This window comes from Actinosynnema sp. CS-041913 (assembly GCF_050942485.1).
Classification (GTDB): Bacteria; Actinomycetota; Actinomycetes; order Mycobacteriales; family Pseudonocardiaceae; genus Actinosynnema.
In genome coordinates this window covers 6,543,577-6,560,447 of sequence record NZ_CP192037.1, presented here as the reverse complement: position 1 = coordinate 6,560,447, position 16,871 = coordinate 6,543,577, and the positions used below count along the sequence as shown (strand labels likewise).

The 16,871-nt window shown below is 71.5% G+C and carries 19 protein-coding genes; 6 read left to right on the top strand and 13 right to left on the bottom strand.

The features are described from left to right. Positions 1 to 993, top strand: coding sequence for an iron-containing redox enzyme family protein (locus ACQPZF_RS29130; RefSeq protein ID WP_433274731.1), 993 nt, complete (start codon positions 1 to 3; stop codon positions 991 to 993). A 76-nt stretch (positions 994 to 1,069) separates the two neighbouring features. Here the strand turns inward: ACQPZF_RS29130 and ACQPZF_RS29125 are convergent, their stop codons facing one another. The 4 genes from ACQPZF_RS29125 to ACQPZF_RS29110 form a co-directional block, all read right to left on the bottom strand. Beyond that, positions 1,070 to 1,264, bottom strand: a complete 195-nt coding sequence (locus ACQPZF_RS29125; RefSeq protein ID WP_433262320.1) for a CDGSH iron-sulfur domain-containing protein — start codon at positions 1,262 to 1,264, stop codon at positions 1,070 to 1,072. Next, a complete protein-coding gene (locus tag ACQPZF_RS29120; RefSeq protein ID WP_433262317.1) occupies positions 1,248 to 1,895 on the bottom strand; it encodes a HemK2/MTQ2 family protein methyltransferase in 648 nt (215 codons plus the stop codon). Before ACQPZF_RS29120 ends, ACQPZF_RS29125 begins: the two co-directional genes overlap by 17 nt. Positions 1,896 to 1,970: 75 nt before the next feature. Next, a complete protein-coding gene (locus ACQPZF_RS29115; protein ID WP_433262315.1) occupies positions 1,971 to 2,561 on the bottom strand; it encodes a YdeI/OmpD-associated family protein in 591 nt (196 codons plus the stop codon). A 108-nt stretch (positions 2,562 to 2,669) separates the two neighbouring features. After that, complete coding sequence (locus tag ACQPZF_RS29110; protein WP_433262313.1) at positions 2,670 to 4,334, bottom strand: DUF885 domain-containing protein; 1,665 nt, start codon at positions 4,332 to 4,334, stop codon at positions 2,670 to 2,672. Between the two features lie 255 nt (positions 4,335 to 4,589). Here ACQPZF_RS29110 and ACQPZF_RS29105 point away from each other — a divergent pair, with 255 nt between their 5' ends. Then, entirely contained in the window at positions 4,590 to 4,790 is a 201-nt protein-coding gene (locus tag ACQPZF_RS29105; protein ID WP_433262311.1) for an antitoxin, read from the top strand. A gap of 96 nt (positions 4,791 to 4,886) precedes the next feature. On the opposite strand, the gene ACQPZF_RS29100 is transcribed toward ACQPZF_RS29105, so the two are convergent. Next, entirely contained in the window at positions 4,887 to 5,114 is a 228-nt protein-coding gene (locus tag ACQPZF_RS29100) for a hypothetical protein (RefSeq protein WP_433262309.1), read from the bottom strand. A gap of 378 nt (positions 5,115 to 5,492) precedes the next feature. Further along, the gene (locus ACQPZF_RS29095; protein WP_433262307.1) at positions 5,493 to 5,876 is read right to left on the bottom strand and encodes an ATP-binding protein; all 384 of its coding nucleotides are present in this window, start codon (positions 5,874 to 5,876) and stop codon (positions 5,493 to 5,495) included. 138 nt (positions 5,877 to 6,014) lie between these two features. Here ACQPZF_RS29095 and ACQPZF_RS29090 point away from each other — a divergent pair, with 138 nt between their 5' ends. Continuing rightward, entirely contained in the window at positions 6,015 to 6,341 is a 327-nt protein-coding gene (locus ACQPZF_RS29090; protein ID WP_433262305.1) for an STAS domain-containing protein, read from the top strand. 2 nt (positions 6,342 to 6,343) lie between these two features. Here ACQPZF_RS29090 and ACQPZF_RS29085 read toward each other — a convergent pair whose 3' ends face one another. After that, a complete protein-coding gene (locus tag ACQPZF_RS29085; protein WP_433262303.1) occupies positions 6,344 to 7,735 on the bottom strand; it encodes a PP2C family protein-serine/threonine phosphatase in 1,392 nt (463 codons plus the stop codon). A 96-nt stretch (positions 7,736 to 7,831) separates the two neighbouring features. On the opposite strand from ACQPZF_RS29085, the gene ACQPZF_RS29080 reads away from it, so the two are divergent. Continuing rightward, positions 7,832 to 12,259: a HAMP domain-containing protein gene (locus tag ACQPZF_RS29080; RefSeq protein WP_433262301.1), complete on the top strand. Its 4,428-nt coding sequence runs from the start codon at positions 7,832 to 7,834 to the stop codon at positions 12,257 to 12,259. Positions 12,260 to 12,308: 49 nt separating this feature from the next. Here ACQPZF_RS29080 and ACQPZF_RS29075 read toward each other — a convergent pair whose 3' ends face one another. Further along, the gene (locus ACQPZF_RS29075; protein ID WP_433262299.1) at positions 12,309 to 12,518 is read right to left on the bottom strand and encodes a hypothetical protein; all 210 of its coding nucleotides are present in this window, start codon (positions 12,516 to 12,518) and stop codon (positions 12,309 to 12,311) included. Between the two features lie 122 nt (positions 12,519 to 12,640). Here ACQPZF_RS29075 and ACQPZF_RS29070 point away from each other — a divergent pair, with 122 nt between their 5' ends. Continuing rightward, positions 12,641 to 13,483, top strand: coding sequence for a helix-turn-helix domain-containing protein (locus tag ACQPZF_RS29070; protein WP_433262297.1), 843 nt, complete (start codon positions 12,641 to 12,643; stop codon positions 13,481 to 13,483). Continuing rightward, positions 13,480 to 13,659, top strand: a complete 180-nt coding sequence (locus tag ACQPZF_RS29065) for a DUF397 domain-containing protein (protein ID WP_433262295.1) — start codon at positions 13,480 to 13,482, stop codon at positions 13,657 to 13,659. Before ACQPZF_RS29070 ends, ACQPZF_RS29065 begins: the two co-directional genes overlap by 4 nt. 4 nt (positions 13,660 to 13,663) lie before the next feature. Here the strand turns inward: ACQPZF_RS29065 and ACQPZF_RS29060 are convergent, their stop codons facing one another. The 5 genes from ACQPZF_RS29060 to ACQPZF_RS29040 all read right to left on the bottom strand — a co-directional run bounded on the left by ACQPZF_RS29060 (position 13,664) and on the right by ACQPZF_RS29040 (position 16,859). After that, positions 13,664 to 14,011 (bottom strand): STAS domain-containing protein, encoded by a 348-nt coding sequence (locus tag ACQPZF_RS29060; RefSeq protein ID WP_433262293.1) that lies wholly within the window; start codon positions 14,009 to 14,011, stop codon positions 13,664 to 13,666. A 61-nt stretch (positions 14,012 to 14,072) separates the two neighbouring features. Further along, on the bottom strand, positions 14,073 to 14,453 hold the full coding sequence (locus ACQPZF_RS29055; RefSeq protein ID WP_433262291.1) for a response regulator: 381 nt from the start codon (positions 14,451 to 14,453) through the stop codon (positions 14,073 to 14,075). Continuing rightward, entirely contained in the window at positions 14,450 to 15,523 is a 1,074-nt protein-coding gene (locus ACQPZF_RS29050) for a PAS domain-containing sensor histidine kinase (RefSeq protein WP_433262289.1), read from the bottom strand. Before ACQPZF_RS29050 ends, ACQPZF_RS29055 begins: the two co-directional genes overlap by 4 nt. A gap of 221 nt (positions 15,524 to 15,744) precedes the next feature. Beyond that, positions 15,745 to 16,122: an ATP-binding protein gene (locus tag ACQPZF_RS29045; RefSeq protein ID WP_433262287.1), complete on the bottom strand. Its 378-nt coding sequence runs from the start codon at positions 16,120 to 16,122 to the stop codon at positions 15,745 to 15,747. 89 nt (positions 16,123 to 16,211) lie between these two features. Further along, positions 16,212 to 16,859 (bottom strand): response regulator, encoded by a 648-nt coding sequence (locus tag ACQPZF_RS29040; RefSeq protein ID WP_433262285.1) that lies wholly within the window; start codon positions 16,857 to 16,859, stop codon positions 16,212 to 16,214. Positions 16,860 to 16,871 lie beyond the last annotated feature (12 nt).

The following is a 16,871-nucleotide window of genomic DNA, read 5'->3' as shown; positions in this document are numbered from 1 at the left end:
ATGCAGGGGCTGGAATCCGCCGTGCTGCCCACACCTCGGGGCCCGGTGTCCGACGCGGTGGTCGAGGCGCTGAGGTCCGACCCGCCGCCGGTCGGGCTGCCGCTCGACGCGGCGCGGGACGCCGACCCGTACGGCGAAGACCTCCAGCTTGCCCTGCACGTGTGCTACGAGCTGCACTACCGCGGCTTCGAAGGCGTGTCGGCGGACTGGGAGTGGGAGCCGGAGCTGCTGCGGCTGCGGGCCGTCCTCGAACGGGTGTTCCGGGACGCGCTGCACGCCGACCTGCCGGGCCGCCTGGACATCGGCGACGTGCTGGACGAACTGCTGGTGGAACGCCTCGACGGGCAGGGCGTGAGCCACTACCTGCGGGACGAGGGCACGTGGTGGCAACTGCGCGAGTACCTGGTCCACCGGTCGATCTACCACCTCAAGGAGGCCGATCCGCACGCGTGGGTCATCCCGCGGCTGACCGGCCGGGCGAAGGCCGCGCTGGTGGCCGTCGAGTTCGACGAGTTCGGCGGCGGCCGTGGCGACCGGATGCACTCCCAGCTCTACGCGCGGCTGCTCGCCGGCGCGGGCCTGCGGTCCGAGTACCTGCACTACCTGGACGACGTGCCGGCGCCGATGCTGGCGACGGTCAACCTGATGTCGATGTGCGGGCTGCACCGGGCGTTGCGCGGCGCGTTGGTGGGCCACTTCGCGGCGGCGGAGATCACCACCGCGCCGAGCGCCGCGCGGATGGCCAAGGCGTTGGAGCGGATGGACGCGCACCCGGACTGCGTCGAGTTCTTCATCGAGCACATCGAGGCGGACGCGGTGCACGAGCAGATCATGCGTCACGACGTGGTGGGGGACCTGGTGGCGCGGGAGCCGGAGCTGGCCGAGTCCGTCGTGTTCGGCGTGCGGGCCACGGAGCTGTTGGAGGAGCGGCTGGCCGAGCACCTGCTGGGGTCGTGGCGGAACGGGACGAGTTCCCTCATCCAGCCGGTGTGATCAACGGCGGCGCTCGCGGCGGCCGGCGTCCGGTGTGGTCAACGGCGGCGCTCGCGGCGGCGGGCGTCCGGTGTGGTCAGCGGCGGCGTTCGCGGTGGCTGGTGTCGCACAACGGGTACAGCTTGCTGCGCCGGCACGTGCACACCGCCACCACGAACCGGTCCGACGTCACCACCGCGCCGTCCGGCTGGACGAGTTCGACCGGTCCTTCCACCAGCATCGGTCCACCGGGGACGATGGTGACCCGTCGGCTGTCACGCGGCGTCGGCACGGACCACCACCAGTTCCTCGTGTCGCTGACCGTGCTCGATGAAACCGTTGCGCGCCAACCACTTCGACCGGGAGTCCAACACCGGTCCGAACGGGATCGACCGCCGGGCGACCACGGAGGCCTTCAAGCCGCCACCGCGAAGCTGGTGCAGCGTCACGTCCTCATCGCACAGCACCGAGTGCACGACCAGCGCCATCCCCTTGTCCGCCAACAGCAATGGCAGCACCGCGCACAGCCGGTCCAACACGGACCGCCCCCGTGGACCCGCGTCCCACGCCCTGGCCCGACCCTTCGGCCGCACCACGCCACCCGGCACGTACGGCGGGTTGGCGAGCACCACGTCGAACCGCCGTTCGCCGACCAGGTCACCGAAGTCGCCGCGCCGGGTCCGGATCGGCAGCCCGCGCACGCGACCGTTGAACCAGGCCGCGAGAACGGCCCGCCTGCTCAGGTCCACGGCCGTCACCTCGCCCGCCCCGGCCAGTCCCGCCGCCACCCCGAGCGCCCCGGTGCCGGTGCACGCGTCCAATACCCGCGCGCCGACCGGGAAACCCGCGCCGGCCAACGCCTCGGCGACCAACCACGTGTCTTCCTGCGGGCGGTACACCCCAGGCGGTCTCCACAGCCACATGGGATCGAGATTCCCGGATTCCGGGCCGCCAAACAGCCAGTCCACGGTGGACTCGGTGAATCCTGGCCCGCGCCTTCAGCTCCCGTCCGCGCCGACCGGGTCCGGCCGCGCCAGGGACTCGACGACCCGGCGCAGCGCAACGGCTCGGGTGGCGGGGGTCTTCGCCTTCATCAGGCGCAGGAGCAGGGCGTACCGGCGGGTGCGGTCCAGGCGCTCGAAGCGGGCGCGGGCCCCGGTGTCGCGGGCCAGCGCGGCGGCCAGGTCCGGCGGGACGGTGGCGGTGCGCTGGGACTGGTAGGCCGCCGCCCAGCGGCCGTCGGCCCGCGCGGCGCGGATCGCCGCGTAGCCGGGTTCGCGCATGCGGCCGGCGGCGACGAGGGCGTCCACCTTGTCCACGTTGACCTGGGACCACGAGCTGGTCGGGCGGCGGGGCGAATACCGTTGCAGGTAGTGGTGTTCGTCGTGCGCCTTGCGCTGGCTGTCGATCCAGCCGTAGCACAGGGCGACGTCGAGCGCTTCGCGCAGTGTGACCGACGTCCGGCCGGAGCCCTTCTTGGCGATCTTCACCCACACCCCGCCCGTCCGCTCGTGATTGGCGGCCAGCCACGCCTCCCACCGCGCCGCGTCGGCGAAGTCGATGATCTCCGCGCCGTCGAGCGTCTCCATGTGCTTCTCCCGAGTCCGTAGGTGAGACCCATCCTGCGCGGCAAAGTGCTCACCTCATGAGCACTTTGCCGCGCTCGTCACGGCGGGTCGGGAGTGGACTCGGAGGAGTCAGGCCGCGATCCAGCGGTCCACGATGTGGGTCAGGGTCTCCAGCGGGACCGCGCCGCCGGCCAGCACCTGGTGGTGGAAGTCCTTGATGTCGAAGCGGTCGCCGAGTTCCCGCGCCGCCCTGGCGCGCAGGTCCTCGATGTGCAGGCGGCCCAGCAGGTAGGCGGTCGCCTGGCCCGGCCACGCGATGTACCGGTCGATCTCGTTGCGCACGTTGGACTCCGACGCCGCGGTGTTGTCGCGGAGGAACGCCAGGGCGCGGGTGCGGGACCAGCCGAAGTGGTGCATGCCGGTGTCCACGACCAGCCGGCACGCCCGCCACGCGTCGAACGACAGCATGCCCATCCGGGTCAGGTCGTCGGTGTACAGGCCCATCTCGTCGGCCAGGCGCTCGGTGTACAGGCCCCAGCCCTCGGCGTACGCGGTCACGTAGGAGAAGCGGCGGAAGTCCGGGATGTCCTTCAGCGACTGCGCCAGGGCGAGCTGGAGGTGGTGTCCCGGCACGCTCTCGTGGAACGACAGGGCCTCGTACTCGAAGCGCGCCCGCGACCGGGGCAGGTGGGTGTTCACGACGTGCGCGCCGGGCCGGGAGCCGTCGACGGCGGGCGGGCGGTAGTAGGCCAGCACGGAGCCCTCGGCTTCCGCCGGGTGCATCGGATCCACGACGCACGGCGCGATCCGGTAGGGGTGGAACCACTGGGGCAGCGCGCTTTCCGCCCGCTCCAGGACGGCGACCGCGCACGCCACGATCTCGTCCGCGCTGTCGAACCGCAGCTCTTCGTCGTCCCGCAGCCGGCGCAGGATCTCCGGCACGTCGGAGGTGCCGAGGACCTTGTCGCCCAGCACCGCGAACTCCTCGTGCACCTCGGCCAGCTTGTCCAGGCCGATCTGGTGGATCCGCTCGGGACTCAGCCCGGTGGTGGTGTGCGCCCGCACCGCCGCCGCGTACGCCGCCTCGCCGTCGGGCACGTGGCAGATGCCCACGTGGTCGTCGTCCCGCGCCACCGGCAGCAGCTCGGCCACCCGGTCGGCGAACCGGGCGAGCGCGGGGCGCACGGTGCCCTCCACGACGGCGGCCACGCGCTCGGCGTCCGGGGCGGGCACAGGGCGCAGGAACGGGTCGCCCGCCAGATCGGACACCAGGTAGCCGCGCAACTGCCGCACGGCCTGCCGCACACCCGACTCCGTGGGGAACCGGCCGTCCGCACTCGCCTCGTGGTACCGCGCCGCCGCCGCGTCGAAGTACCCGCTCAGGCCCTCCAGCCGCCGCAGGTACGTCCCGATGGCCTCCTCGTCGCCCAGCCGGACCGACGGGACGTCGGAGAACACCTGGTTCTGCACGCCGACCATGCTCGCGGTCACCGCGATCTCCGCCGCGTCCAGGCCGAACCCGGTGGCCAGCGCCGCGCGGTGGTCCCGCAGCAGGCGGCCGAGCATCGCGTGCGTCACGACGTCCTGGCCGGTCAGCCGAGCCGGGTCGATCCCGTCGAGCCGCCGCTGGAAGCCGTCGAGCCGGCCGAGCCTGCGCCGGTCGGCGTCCCGGCTCGGGTCGGGCACGTCGCCGTCGTGGCCGGACACGCCGTGCGCGGTGGCGCTGAACGGATCCGTTTCGAGCCGGTCTCGGAAATAGTCCGCCGCCAGGTCCGCGAGCTGCTCGTCGGTCACGGTGCTCCTTCCGGTGAACGGTCGTCCGGGTCCGGAGGGTAGTGGCCGCTGGCGCACGACGGTGAGCGTTTGCGGGGGCCAGGCCGAAGCAGGACACGATCAGCCGCCGCCGTCGGTGTCGGCCGGGGCACGGGGGACCGGCGCGTCCTCCACGGAGGTACCACGATCGGGTGAGTGCGGGTCTGTCGCGGACTGGGCGGGGTAACCCCGCCGTGGAGTGTCCACTCGGGACGCTCCGGGTCAGGAGGATTGTAGATGGGCATCGGCGACAAGTTCGACGAGCTGAAGGACAAGGCCAAGGACGCCCTTGGGCAGCACGGCGACAAGGCCGAGAAGGGCGTCGACGGTGCGGGCCGGTTCGTGGACGAGAAGACCGGCGGGCAGCACTCCGAGCACATCGGGCAGGGGACCGAGAAGGCCAAGGAAGGCCTCCGGAACCTGGGCGACCAGAAGTAAACCCGCAGGCACGATTCAGAAGGGCCGCTCCGTGAGGAACGGCCCTTCTGGCGTCGGCCTGCTGCTTCGGGCGCGAGGCGGCTACTCGGAGCGCGACTACTTCAAACGCGACGCCAGGAGCCCCTTGCCCTGCTCCGCGCCCTTCCGGCTCTCGTTCTGCGCGCGGCGGAAGAACTCGGCCAGTTCGCTGTCGCCGTCGCGCTCCGCGTCCTGGATGTAGGTCTCCAGGCGCAGCGCGTTGCTCAGGCACGCCTCGACGAACCAGATGATGTTGTAGTCCTTGTCCTTCGTCCCGGTCACCTGACCGCTCTCGGTCGTGGACACGTGTCCTCCTCAGTCGTGGTCTCCCAGCCACCGGGATACCCACGAATAAGTGCCGTACCCCTACGGATCACGTCCCTGATTGTTCCCGGACGAGCGCCGCCCGACAGTGGGCGTGCCGCTTCACCCCCTGCTGAGGCGGCTGTTCGCCTGGCGGGACGGCACCGACCCCGTCCGACGCGCACGCGTCCTTCCACAACGGCCAGAGCGCGACCCTCACCGCGGCCCGGTGGGGTGTGCGGGGCATGAAGGGGGCCTGAGACCGGCACGGGAGGCGTGCCCAGAAGAGCGGATCCCGACCGGGGTCCGCTCTTCGCCGCTTCGGGGTCCGTCAGGCGAGTGCGGCGCGGGCGGTGTGGGTCCGGGTCGCTTCGGGGTCCGTCAGGCGAGTTCGGCCCACACGGTCTTGCCGGTGCCGGTCGGCGAGGTGCCCCAGTCCTGGCTGAGCGCGGCGACGATGATGAGCCCTCTGCCGCGGGCCGACTCGACCTCCACGGGCCTCGGCTGGGGCATGGTCGGTGACTGGTCGGCCACCTCGATCCGGATGCCCTGCGGCGTTCTGGACACCGTCAGCTCCAAAGGGCCGGAGGCGTGGTCCACCGCGTTCGACACCAGCTCCGTCACCACCAGCGCCGCGTCCTCGGCGACGTCCGGGGACATGCCCCACGTCGCCACCGCTTCGCCGACTAGGCGTCGGGCCTGCGCGGACGCGCCGGCGGTTGCGGGCAGCGTCACGGCCACCGGCGTCGCTGGCTCGTTGCGCACAATCCGCTCCCGTTGATCGGCCGTTACCGCATCGTCGCACATCCTGTCTCTTGGACCACCCAGTGGTCGCGTCCGGGGGCCCCGTGCTGCACGATCTGTAGCGGCACGGCACCCGCCGGGCGGAGAGGCGCGGTCGCGATGGACTTGCAGGTGCGCAGTGAGGTGCGCGGCGGCTGGACGGTCGTCGCGGTGTCGGGCGAGCTGGACGCGGACACCGTGCCCGTGCTCTCCGACCTCCTCGAGGAGACGTCCGGCCCCAGGGTGGTGGTCGACCTGAGCGGCGTGCCGTTCATGGACACCACCGGGTTGTCCCTGATGCTCGACTGGCACCGGCGGCTGGACGGCGCGGGCGGCCAGTTCCGGATGGCGTCGCTCCAGCCGTCGGTGCACAAGCTGTTCCGGCTCACCGAGCTGACCGAGGTTATGCACATCCACATCTCGGTGGACGACGCGGCGACCGACTGAGGTCACTGCTCCGCCTGCACGACGAGCATGGTCAGGTCGTCGTGCTCGGTGCTGCCCAGCCACTTGAACACCACGCGGCGCACGTGTTCGGCCACGGCTTCGGCGGGCAGGCCGGCGCACTCGGCCAGCGCCGCCTTGAGCCGGGTGTCGCCGAACAGGTTCTGGCGGTCGCCGTGGGCCCGCGCCTCGGTCAGGCCGTCGCTGTAGAGCAGCAGGGTTTCCCCTGGTCCGAGCGTCACGGTGGTCTGGTGGAAGCGGACTTCGGGCAGCACGCCGACGATGCCGCCGTGCACGGCGACCTCGTCCACGCGGCCACTGGAACGCAGCACGAGGGGCGCGGGGTGGCCGCCCGCCGACAGCGAGACGCGCAACCCGCCCGCCTGCACGGGGACGAGGTTGCCGACCACGAGCGTGGTGAACAGCCGGCTGCCGGCGGCTCTCAGGGCGGCGTTGAGGAGGTTCAGGAGCTGCGCCGGCCGCTGTTCGACCACCAGGAGGGCGTGGAGGCTCTGCCGGACCCGTCCGGAGTGCACCGCGGCCTCCAGGCCGTTGCCGGCCACGTCGCCCAGCACGAACGCGGCGCTGCCGTCCTCGCGCGGGTGCACGTCGTAGAAGTCGCCGCCGACCAGCGCCCGGCGGTGCGCCGGCTCGTACACCCGCGCCAGGCGGACGCCCGCGATGGTGGGCAGCGGGCTCGGCAGCAGGTTGGCCCGCAGCGCCTCGACGGTGCGCTCCTGGTCGCTGAACCGGGTGCTCACGTCCAGCGCGGCCGAGGCCCGCTCGGCGTACCGGCGCAACAGGTCCCCGTCGTGCGGCCCGCCGAAGCACACCAGGGCCCCGCCGTCGGCCAGCGGCACGGCGGTGCCCGCGCCGGTCGCGCCGCCCCACGCGCCGTCACCCAGTCGGGTGATTTCCAGCGTCGGCGTGGTGCCGTCCAGGACGGCGGGCAGGCCGGGCGTGGTGCTCGCCGCCTGCTTCGTGGTGCGGGACGCCGTCACGTCGCCGTCCGCGCCCCGCCGCCACCACTCCAGCCGGCCGCGCCCGCCCGGCACGATCACCACGGCGTGCGGCGCCGGCGCGAGTTCGACTACGTTGCGCAAGGCTTCGGCACGGTCGGTGAGCGTCGACAGGCGGCGGTAGGCGTGGTCCAGGAAGTCCTCGACGCCCCGGTACCACGCGGTCCACCCGCCGCCGAGGTCTTGCGACCGACCCTCCACCGTGGCCGGCCTGCCCACGCTGACCTGCGGGAACATCACGGCCGCGAGCGGGTTGGCCACGCGCGCGACGCCCTCGGGGTCGAGCACGACCACGGCTTCGTGGAAGCCGTCGACCAGGCGGCGCCACGCTTCGAGGTCGAGGCCCGCTTCGGCGCCTTGCCGGTAGCCCTGGGCCATCGCGGCTCCTGTGTGTCGGGTCGTGCCCAACCTAGCGGACACGCCGGGTCCAACAGTGGCAGGCTTGGCGCAGATCCGCTGACGTTGGAGGCCCACGTGACGACCGCCCAGGACGACACGGACGTGACCCTGGCCAGGCTGCTGACCGCGATGCGCGAAATGCGGGACGGCAACTTCCGCCGTCGCCTCGTCGTGCCGCCCGGCCCGGTGGGCGAGCTGGCGGAGGTGTTCAACGAGATCGCGGAACGCAACCAGTGGCTGGTCGGCGAGCTGGTGCGGGTGCGCCAGGTGGTGGGGCAGGAGGGCAGGCTCGGCGAGCGGCTGGCGCCCGGCGCGGGTCCGATGGGCTGGTCGATGGCGGCCGAGGCGGTCAACGGCCTGATCGACGACCTGACCCGGCCGACCACCGAGCTGAGCCGCGTGCTGGCGGCCGTGGCGCAGGGCGACCTGTCGCAGGAGATCACCGCGACGGGCCGCGGCGAGGTCGCGACCCTGGTGGAGAGCTTCAACTCGATGACCGCGACGCTGCGCACGTTCGCGGGCGAGGTGACGCGGGTGGCGCGCGAAGTCGGCACGGACGGCCGGCTCGGCGGCCAGGCGCGCGTGCCGGGTGTCGCGGGCACTTGGAAGGACCTCACCGACTCGGTGAACTTCATGTCCGACAACCTGACCGCGCAGGTCCGCGACATCGCGCAGGTGGCGACGGCGGTGGCGCAGGGCGACCTGTCGCAGAAGATCACCGTCACGGTGGCGGGCGAGATGCTGGAGCTGAAGGACACCGTCAACACGATGGTGGACCAGCTCTCCTCGTTCGCCGACGAGGTCACGCGGGTGGCGCGCGAGGTCGGCACGGACGGCCGGCTGGGCGGTCAGGCCCAGGTGCCCGGCGTCGGCGGCACCTGGCGCGACCTCACGGACAACGTGAACTTCATGGCGAACAACCTGACTTCGCAGGTCCGCAATATCGCGCAGGTGGCGACGGCGGTGGCGCAGGGCGACCTGTCGCAGAAGATCACCGTGGACGCGCGCGGCGAGATCCTGGAGCTGAAGGACACCATCAACACGATGGTGGACCAGCTCTCCTCGTTCGCCGACGAGGTCACGCGGGTGGCGCGCGAGGTCGGCACGGACGGCCGGCTCGGCGGTCAGGCGCAGGTGCCCGGTGTCGCCGGGACGTGGCGCGACCTGACCGACTCGGTGAACTTCATGGCGGGCAACCTGACCTCGCAGGTCCGCAACATCGCGCAGGTCACGACCGCCGTGGCGCAGGGGGACCTGTCGCAGAAGATCGACGTCGACGCGCGGGGCGAAATCCTCCAGCTCAAGACGACGATCAACACGATGGTGGACCAGTTGTCGTCGTTCGCGGCCGAGGTGACGCGGGTGGCGCGCGAGGTGGGCAGCGACGGTCGGCTGGGCGGTCAGGCGCAGGTGCCCGGTGTCGCCGGCACGTGGCGGGATCTTACCGATTCGGTGAACTTCATGGCGGGCAACCTGACGTCCCAGGTGCGCAACATCGCGCAGGTCGCGACCGCGGTGGCGCGGGGCGACCTGTCGCAGAAGATCACGGTCAACGCCCGGGGCGAGATCCTGGAGCTGAAGGACACCGTCAACACGATGGTGGACCAGTTGTCGTCGTTCGCGGACGAGGTCACCAGAGTGGCGCGCGAGGTCGGCACGGACGGCCGGCTGGGTGGCCAGGCCCAGGTGCCGGGCGTCGGCGGCACGTGGCGGGATCTCACCGATTCGGTGAACTTCATGGCCAACAACCTCACCGCCCAGGTGCGCAACATCGCCCAGGTGACGACGGCCGTCGCGGGCGGCGACCTGTCCCAGAAGATCACCGTCGACGCGCGCGGCGAGATCCTGGAGCTGAAGTCGACCATCAACACGATGGTGGACCAGCTCTCCGGCTTCGCCGACGAGGTGACGCGGGTGGCGCGCGAGGTGGGCACCGACGGCCGGCTCGGCGGCCAAGCGCGGGTGCCGGGTGTCGCGGGCACGTGGAAGGACCTCACCGACAACGTCAACGTCATGGCGGACAACCTGTCGACGCAGGTCCGCAGCATCGCGGCGGTGGCGGTCGCGGTCGCCGGCGGCGACCTGTCCAAGAAGATCGCCGTCGAGGCGAAGGGCGAGATCGCCGCGCTGGCCGACACCATCAACGGGATGGTGGACACGCTGCGGGCGTTCGCCGACGAGGTGACCCGGGTGTCCCGCGAGGTCGGCACCGAGGGCATCCTCGGCGGCCAGGCGCGGGTGCCGAACGTGGCGGGCACCTGGAAGGACCTCACCGAGAACGTCAACTTCATGGCGAACAACCTGACCAACCAGGTGCGCAACATCGCCCAGGTGACGACCGCCGTCGCGCGCGGCGACCTGTCGAAGAAGATCGACGTGGACGCGCGCGGCGAGATCCTGGAGCTGAAGACGACCATCAACACGATGGTGGACCAGCTCTCCTCGTTCGCGGACGAGGTGACGCGGGTGGCGCGCGAGGTCGGCACCGAGGGCAAGCTCGGCGGCCAGGCCGAGGTGGAGGGCGTCTCGGGCACCTGGAAGCGGCTCACCGAGAACGTCAACGAGCTGGCCGGGAACCTGACCCGGCAGGTGCGCGCGATCGCGGTCGTGGCCACCGCCGTGACCGCCGGCGACCTGACCCGGCAGATCACCGTCGACGCGTCCGGCGAGGTCGCCGAGCTGAAGGACAACGTCAACCGGATGATCGGCAACCTGCGCGAGTCGACGCGGGCCAACCAGGAGCAGGACTGGCTGAAGACCAACCTGGCGCGGCTGTCCGGCCTGATGCAGGGCCACCGCGACCTGCACGCCATGGCGTCGCTGGTGATGAGCGAGCTGACGCCGCTGGTGTCCGCGCAGCACGGCGCGTTCTTCCTGGTGGACGGGGAGTCCGACGCGCTGGAGCTGACCGCGACCTACGCCTACCAGCCGCGCGGCGGGCGGCCCATCCGGTTCGCCCGCGGCGAGTCGCTGATCGGGCAGGTGGCGGTGGAGAAGAAGACGGCGCTGGTCACCGACGTGCCGCCGGGGTACCTGGAGATCGGGTCCGGGCTGGGGGCCGCGCCGCCGCTGAACCTGGTGATCCTGCCGATCGTGTTCCAGGGCGAGACGCTGGGCGTGATCGAGCTGGGGTCGTTCAGCGAGTTCACCGAGGTGCACCTGGACCTGCTGGACCAGTTGAAGGAGAACATCGGCGTCAACGTGAACACCATGCTCGCGAACTCCCGCACGGACAGCCTGCTGGTGGAGTCGCAGCGGCTCACCGAGGAGCTGCGGGCCGGCTCGGTGGAGCTGGAAGCGCGGGCGCGGCAGCTCTCGTCGGCGTCCAAGTACAAGTCGGAGTTCATGGCGAACATGTCGCACGAGCTGCGCACGCCGTTGAACTCGCTGCTGATCCTGGCGAAGCTGCTGGCCGACAACCTGGACGGCAACCTGAACCCGAAGCAGGTGGAGTTCGCGCGGACCATCCACTCGTCGGGCACGGACCTGTTGCAGCTCATCGACGACATCCTGGACCTGACCAAGGTCGAGGCCGGCCACATGCAGGTGCAGACCGACCCGGTGCGGGTGTCGGACGTGGTCGGGTACGTGGAGGCGCTGACGCTGCCGCTGGCCGCCGAGAAGGGCCTGGACTTCGACGTCACCGTCGACCCGGAGGTGCCGTCGACGCTGCACACCGACGAGCACCGGTTGCAGCAGATCCTGCGCAACCTGTTGTCCAACGCGGTGAAGTTCACCCACCAGGGTGAAATCCGGCTGCACATCCGGCTGGGTGACGGCTCGGTGGCGTTCGACGTGCAGGACACCGGCATCGGCATCCCGGCGGAGAAGCTGTCGGTCATCTTCGAGGCGTTCCAGCAGGCCGACGGCACGACGTCGCGCAAGTACGGCGGCACCGGGCTGGGGCTGTCGATCAGCCGCGAGCTGGCCGCGCTGCTGGACGGGCGGCTGGACGTGCGCAGCGAGCCGGGCGCGGGGTCGACGTTCACCCTGTACCTGCCGCTGAGCGACCAGGGCCTGGTGCCCACCGAGCCGGACCTGGCGGACCTGCTGTCACCGGCCGAGGAGCCGGGGCTGCCCGCGGACGCGCCGGTGGAACTGCCGCCCGTGCCGATGCGGTTCCACGGCGAGAAGGTGCTCATCGTGGACGACGACCTGCGCAACGTGTTCGCGCTGACCAGCGTGCTGGAGCTGCACGGGCTGGAAGTGATCTACGCCGACAACGGGATCACCGGGGTGCGGGCGCTGGAGCAGTACGACGACGTGTCGTTGGTGCTGATGGACATCATGATGCCGGAGCTGGACGGCAACGCGACCATGGCGGCCATCCGGGCGATGGGGCGGTACGCGGACCTGCCGGTGATCGCGGTGACCGCCAAGGCCATGAAGGGCGACCGGGAGAAGAGCCTCGCCTCGGGCGCCACGGACTACGTGACCAAGCCGGTGGACACCGAGCACCTGTTGCGGCTGATGGCGTTCTACTTGGGTTTGGAGCAGGACTAGCGGCCCGCCCGGGGGAATAGGTGATCCGGGCCTGACGGGCCGCCGGTCGTCAGCTCGCCGCCGGTTCGCGCATTTCCTGGAGCGCTTTCCGCCCGACGCTGAGCAGGGTTTCCAGCGCCGATTCCGTGAAGGCCAGCTCCAGCTCGCCCTGGCCGAAGGAAAGCGCGACCGAATCCGCGTGGACCACGTACTTGATCGGCACGGTGCTGTCGTAGTTCGCCCACATGGAAAGCTGACCGCTGTCGCCCGTCGAGGACATCGGCATACCGCCTTTCGGGTTGGATCTGTGGTGTGCACCACTGTGGCCGGTGCGTACCGAGCGGTCAATGCCCTGATCGAGCGATCTTCGGTGCCGGCCGCAAGCCCTCTATGCTGTGCCGCATGGTCCGCACCACACCCAAGGCCGTCGCTCTCGGAGCCGAACTGCGCGCTGCCCGCGAGCGTGCCGGCTTCGGTCTGCGCGAGTTCGCGAAGCGGCTCGGCATCGACCACAGCAAGCTTTCCCGCACCGAATCGGGGGAGCGTCCTCCGGAACCGGAGCTTACCGCCGAAATCCTCACGAACCTCGGTGTCGTCGGCAGCGAGTTCGAGCGGATCGTGGACATGGCGCGGATTACCGACGACTCGGTGTGGGTGGCGGTCTCACTGCCCGACCAGCAGTCGCAGCTTTCCGCGCTGCTCAGCTTCGAACAAATGGCGACCCGGCTGACGAGCGTTTCGCCGCTGCTGGTTCCCGGTTTGTTGCAGACCGGCGGATACGCGCGGGCGATCATGCGGGGCGGACGCGTGCCGCAGCAGGAGATCGAGATCCGCGTCGCCACCCGACTCGGGCGGCGGGACGTCCTCATGCGGGACGACCCGGTGCGGTTCACCGCGTTCATCGGGGTCGCGGCGATGCGCGGCGGCATCGGCGGCCCGTCGGCGATGGTGGAGCAGCTCAACCACCTGCTCAAGATGGCCGAATGGCCGAATATCACGCTGCACGCCATTCCTGAGGCGGCCGGCTGGCATCCTGGTCTGGAAGGCGAGTTCCTCGTCATCGACACCCCGGCGATGAGCGTGGTGCACGTCGAGAACCGCCTGAGCGGCCTGTTCTACCAGGAGACGACAGACGTCACGGCGTACCAGGAAGCCGTGGACCAGGTGCTGAGCGTCGCCCTCGGCCCGAGTGAGACCGTCGAGCTGATCGCGGGCGAGGTCGACCGGATCAAGGAGTCCGAATGACTGTGTGGCGGAAGTCGACCCGTAGCACGAACACCAACTCCTGCGTCGAAGTCGCCGGCGGGCTGGCGGCGGTGCGGGACTCGAAGAACCCGGACGGCCCGAGGCTGGAGTTCCGGGCGGCACGGTCGGTCGCCGCGCTGTTCACGGCGGTGCGGCGAGGTCGGTTCGACGGCTGAGTTCTCAGCCCACGTGGGAGCGTGCGCCCCGCCGGACGTGGTCCAAAGCCTCGTCCGGCGACGGGCACAGGGACAGGTACGGCGCCAGGCCCGTCACCGACAGGGGGCGCAGCACCGGCCGGCGCGTGGCTACCACCGCCAGGTCGCGGACCCGGCGTTGCGCATCCACCAGGAGCTGGATGCCGGCCGAGCCGAAGAACGTCACGCCCTCCAGGTCCAGGACGACGGTGCTCGCCGAGCCCAAGGCGGCCCGGATGCGCGGTGCGGTGTCCATGTCCACCTCACCGACAACGGACACCTTCAGCACACCGTCGTGTGACGAGGACTCGACGGTGAACAGTGGTTGCTCCATGCCGGCACTCCCGACGCCGTGGCTGGTTGCGACGCACGACGTTACGGGACTCGGGAAGCCGTCACAACTTCCCGACCGGCCCTCGTCCCAAGCGGCGGACGGTGTCCACGATGTCGGTGTTCGGCACGCCCTTCACCAGGTACTCCGTCACGCCCGCGCGGCGCATCTCGGTGACCGTCTTCGGGTCGGTGTAGGCCGAGAACACCACCACCCGGGTGGTCGGGGAGCGTTCGCGCAGCTCACGGGCGACGTGGATGCCTCCGCCGCCGGGCATCCGGACGTCCAGCACCACGACGTCGGGGGAGTGCCGCTCGGCCAGCTCGATCGCCTCGACGGCGGTGCGCGCGACCGCGACCACCGCCAGGTCGGGTTCGGCGGTCAGCACGTCGTGCAGCGCCTCGCCGATCATGTCGTCGTCATCGCAGATGAGCACTCTGGTCATCGGGCGTCCGAGGTGGTGGTGGGCAGCCAGAACCGGACCGCGGTGCCGCCTTCCGGGCGTTCGCCGAGGGTCCACCAGCCACCGGCCGTCTCGGCGCGTTCCCGCATCTCGATCATGCCGAAGTGCTCCAGACCCGCCTGGTGGTCGGCGGTCAGGGACACGCCGACGCCGTCGTCCGCGATCTCCACCAGCGTGCCGCGGTCCACCGTGGACAGGGTGATCTCCACCGTGGACGCCCGCGCGTGCTTGTGCACGTTCGCCAGCGCCTCCTGGCTGATGCGGAAGATCGTGATCGCCGCCTCGCTGTCCGGCTCGCGCTCCAGCCGGTCTTGCACGGTGTGCGTCAGGCCCCACGCCGGCGCGAGGTCGCCGAGGTAGTCGTCCAGCGCGTGCACCAGGCCGTTCCGGTCGATCTCCGGTGGACGCAGCCGGAACACCAGCATCCGCAGCCGGTCGACCGCGCCGCGCACCGTCTGGTCGAGCCGGGCCACCGTGGGCGCGTGCTCCTCGGGCAGCCTGCCCGCCAGCAACTGCAGCCGCATGCCGACGGCGACCATCGACTGGATCGAGTCGTCGTGCACGTCCCACGCGATCCGCCGCCGCTCCAGCTCCTGCGCCTCGACCAGGTGCGAGACCAGCCGCCGCCGTTCCAGCAGGGTCTGCTCGGCCCGCCGCCGCTCGGTCATGTCGCGGGTGACCTTGCCGAAGCCGCGCAGGCCGCCGTCGGGGCCGAACAGCGCGGTGATCACCACGTTCGCCCAGAACCGCGTGCCGTCCTTGCGCAGCCGCCAGCCCTCGTCCTCCAGCCGCCCCTCGGCGACGGCGATCTCCAGCTCGCGGAACGGCTTGCCGGTGGCGATGTCCTCGGGCGGGTAGAAGGCGGAGAAGTGCCTGCCCAGGATCTCGTCGGACCGGTAGCCCTTGATGCGCTCGGCGCCGATGTTCCAGCTCACGATGTGGCCGTCGGGGTCGAGCATGAAGATGGCGTAGTCCAGCACGCCCTCCACCAGGAGCTGGAACGCCGAGTCCGGCATCCGGTCGGGCAGCCGTCGGCGCGGTGGGTTCGACATGGGGTCACTGTGCCCCATCCGGCGGCCGGCGAATCGGCTGGTTCGGCTCGCGGTCCGGTGGTCGGCGGTCGGGTCGGCGGTCCGGTGGCCGGTGGTCCGGCCGGCTCGGCTCGAAGTCCGGTGGTCCGGCCGGCTCGGCTCGGAATCCGGTGGTCGGGTCGGCGGTCCGGTGGCCGGTGGCTCGGCCGGTCCGGCGCGGAGTCCGGTGGTCGGCGGGCCGGTCAGCCCAGTTCGCACCACACGACCTTGCCGTCACCGCGCGGGACCACGCCCCAGCGGCGGGCCAGCCGGTCGATCAGCGGCAGGCCCCAGCCGCCGCCCGTGCCCTGCGGGCGGATGCGCGGCCACGCGGGACTGAGGTCGGACACCTCCACCCGCACCCGGGCCCTCCCGCCGGCCAGGCGCAGCAGCGCGGGGCCCGGGGCGTGCCGGGCCGCGTTCGCCACCAGTTCGGAGACGGCCAGCACCACGTCGTCGTGCGCGCCCGAGTAGCCCCAGGCGAGCAGGGTCCGGCGGGTGAACTCGCGGGCCAGGCCCGCGCTCCCCGGACCGTCCGGTGGGCTGTACTCCGCCACCAGGTTCGCCGTCGGGACATCCACGGTGGCACTGTGGGGCACAAGTCCCGTCAACGCGAGACGCACTCTGGTTAGCGCGGCTAGTGCAAGTGCACTAGTCCCATCGGACGGTCCTAGTCGACCAGACCTTCGCGGCGGGCGATCGACACCGCCTCCAGCTTCGACCGCGCGCCGAGCTTGTCCAGCACCCGCTGCACGTGGTTGCGCACGGTGTTGCGGGCGACGCCCAGCCGCCGGCCGATCTCGTCCGTGCTCGCGCCGTCGGCCAGCAGGGACAGCGTCTCGCGCTCCCGCGCGGTGAGGGACGCGCCGGTGGCCGACACCCGTCCGGTCAGCCGGTTGAGCACCCCGGCGAGCAGCGACCCGTCGAACACCGCCTCGCCGTCCGCGACCCGCCGCACGGCGTCGGCCAGCTCTTCCAGCCCGGACGACTTGAGCACCAGCCCCGCGCCGCCCTCGTCCACCACGCGGGCGGCGATGGACGACGTGGCCTCGCCGGTCAGCACCAGGACCTGCGCGCCCAGTTCGCGGAGGCCGGCGATAGCGGCGATGCCGTCGCCGTCGGGCAGTCGCCGGTCGAGCACCACCACGTCCGGGCGGTGCTGCCCGGCCGCGGCGAGCGCGGCAGCCGCGGACCGGACCGTGGCCACCACCCGCACGTCGTCGCTCCGCTGGAGCGCCAGCCCGATCGCCTCGGCCACCATGTCGTGGTCCTCCACGAGGAGAACGCGGATCGGGTGGGGCCGGGCCGGTGGAGACATGTGAGGCGTCCT

What these genes read in the sequence shown, in the direction of transcription:
- ACQPZF_RS29130 (WP_433274731.1), top strand. Translation starts at nt 1, where the DNA reads ATGCAGGGGCTGGAATCCGCCGTGCTGCCCACACCTCGGGGCCCGGTG.
- ACQPZF_RS29120 (WP_433262317.1), bottom strand. Translation starts at nt 1,895, where the DNA reads ATGTGGCTGTGGAGACCGCCTGGGGTGTACCGCCCGCAGGAAGACACG.
- ACQPZF_RS29115 (WP_433262315.1), bottom strand. Translation starts at nt 2,561, where the DNA reads ATGGAGACGCTCGACGGCGCGGAGATCATCGACTTCGCCGACGCGGCG.
- ACQPZF_RS29105 (WP_433262311.1), top strand. Translation starts at nt 4,590, where the DNA reads ATGGGCATCGGCGACAAGTTCGACGAGCTGAAGGACAAGGCCAAGGAC.
- ACQPZF_RS29090 (WP_433262305.1), top strand. Translation starts at nt 6,015, where the DNA reads ATGGACTTGCAGGTGCGCAGTGAGGTGCGCGGCGGCTGGACGGTCGTC.
- ACQPZF_RS29085 (WP_433262303.1), bottom strand. Translation starts at nt 7,735, where the DNA reads ATGGCCCAGGGCTACCGGCAAGGCGCCGAAGCGGGCCTCGACCTCGAA.
- ACQPZF_RS29075 (WP_433262299.1), bottom strand. Translation starts at nt 12,518, where the DNA reads ATGTCCTCGACGGGCGACAGCGGTCAGCTTTCCATGTGGGCGAACTAC.
- ACQPZF_RS29070 (WP_433262297.1), top strand. Translation starts at nt 12,641, where the DNA reads ATGGTCCGCACCACACCCAAGGCCGTCGCTCTCGGAGCCGAACTGCGC.
- ACQPZF_RS29065 (WP_433262295.1), top strand. Translation starts at nt 13,480, where the DNA reads ATGACTGTGTGGCGGAAGTCGACCCGTAGCACGAACACCAACTCCTGC.
- ACQPZF_RS29060 (WP_433262293.1), bottom strand. Translation starts at nt 14,011, where the DNA reads ATGGAGCAACCACTGTTCACCGTCGAGTCCTCGTCACACGACGGTGTG.
- ACQPZF_RS29055 (WP_433262291.1), bottom strand. Translation starts at nt 14,453, where the DNA reads ATGACCAGAGTGCTCATCTGCGATGACGACGACATGATCGGCGAGGCG.
- ACQPZF_RS29050 (WP_433262289.1), bottom strand. Translation starts at nt 15,523, where the DNA reads ATGTCGAACCCACCGCGCCGACGGCTGCCCGACCGGATGCCGGACTCG.
- ACQPZF_RS29040 (WP_433262285.1), bottom strand. Translation starts at nt 16,859, where the DNA reads ATGTCTCCACCGGCCCGGCCCCACCCGATCCGCGTTCTCCTCGTGGAG.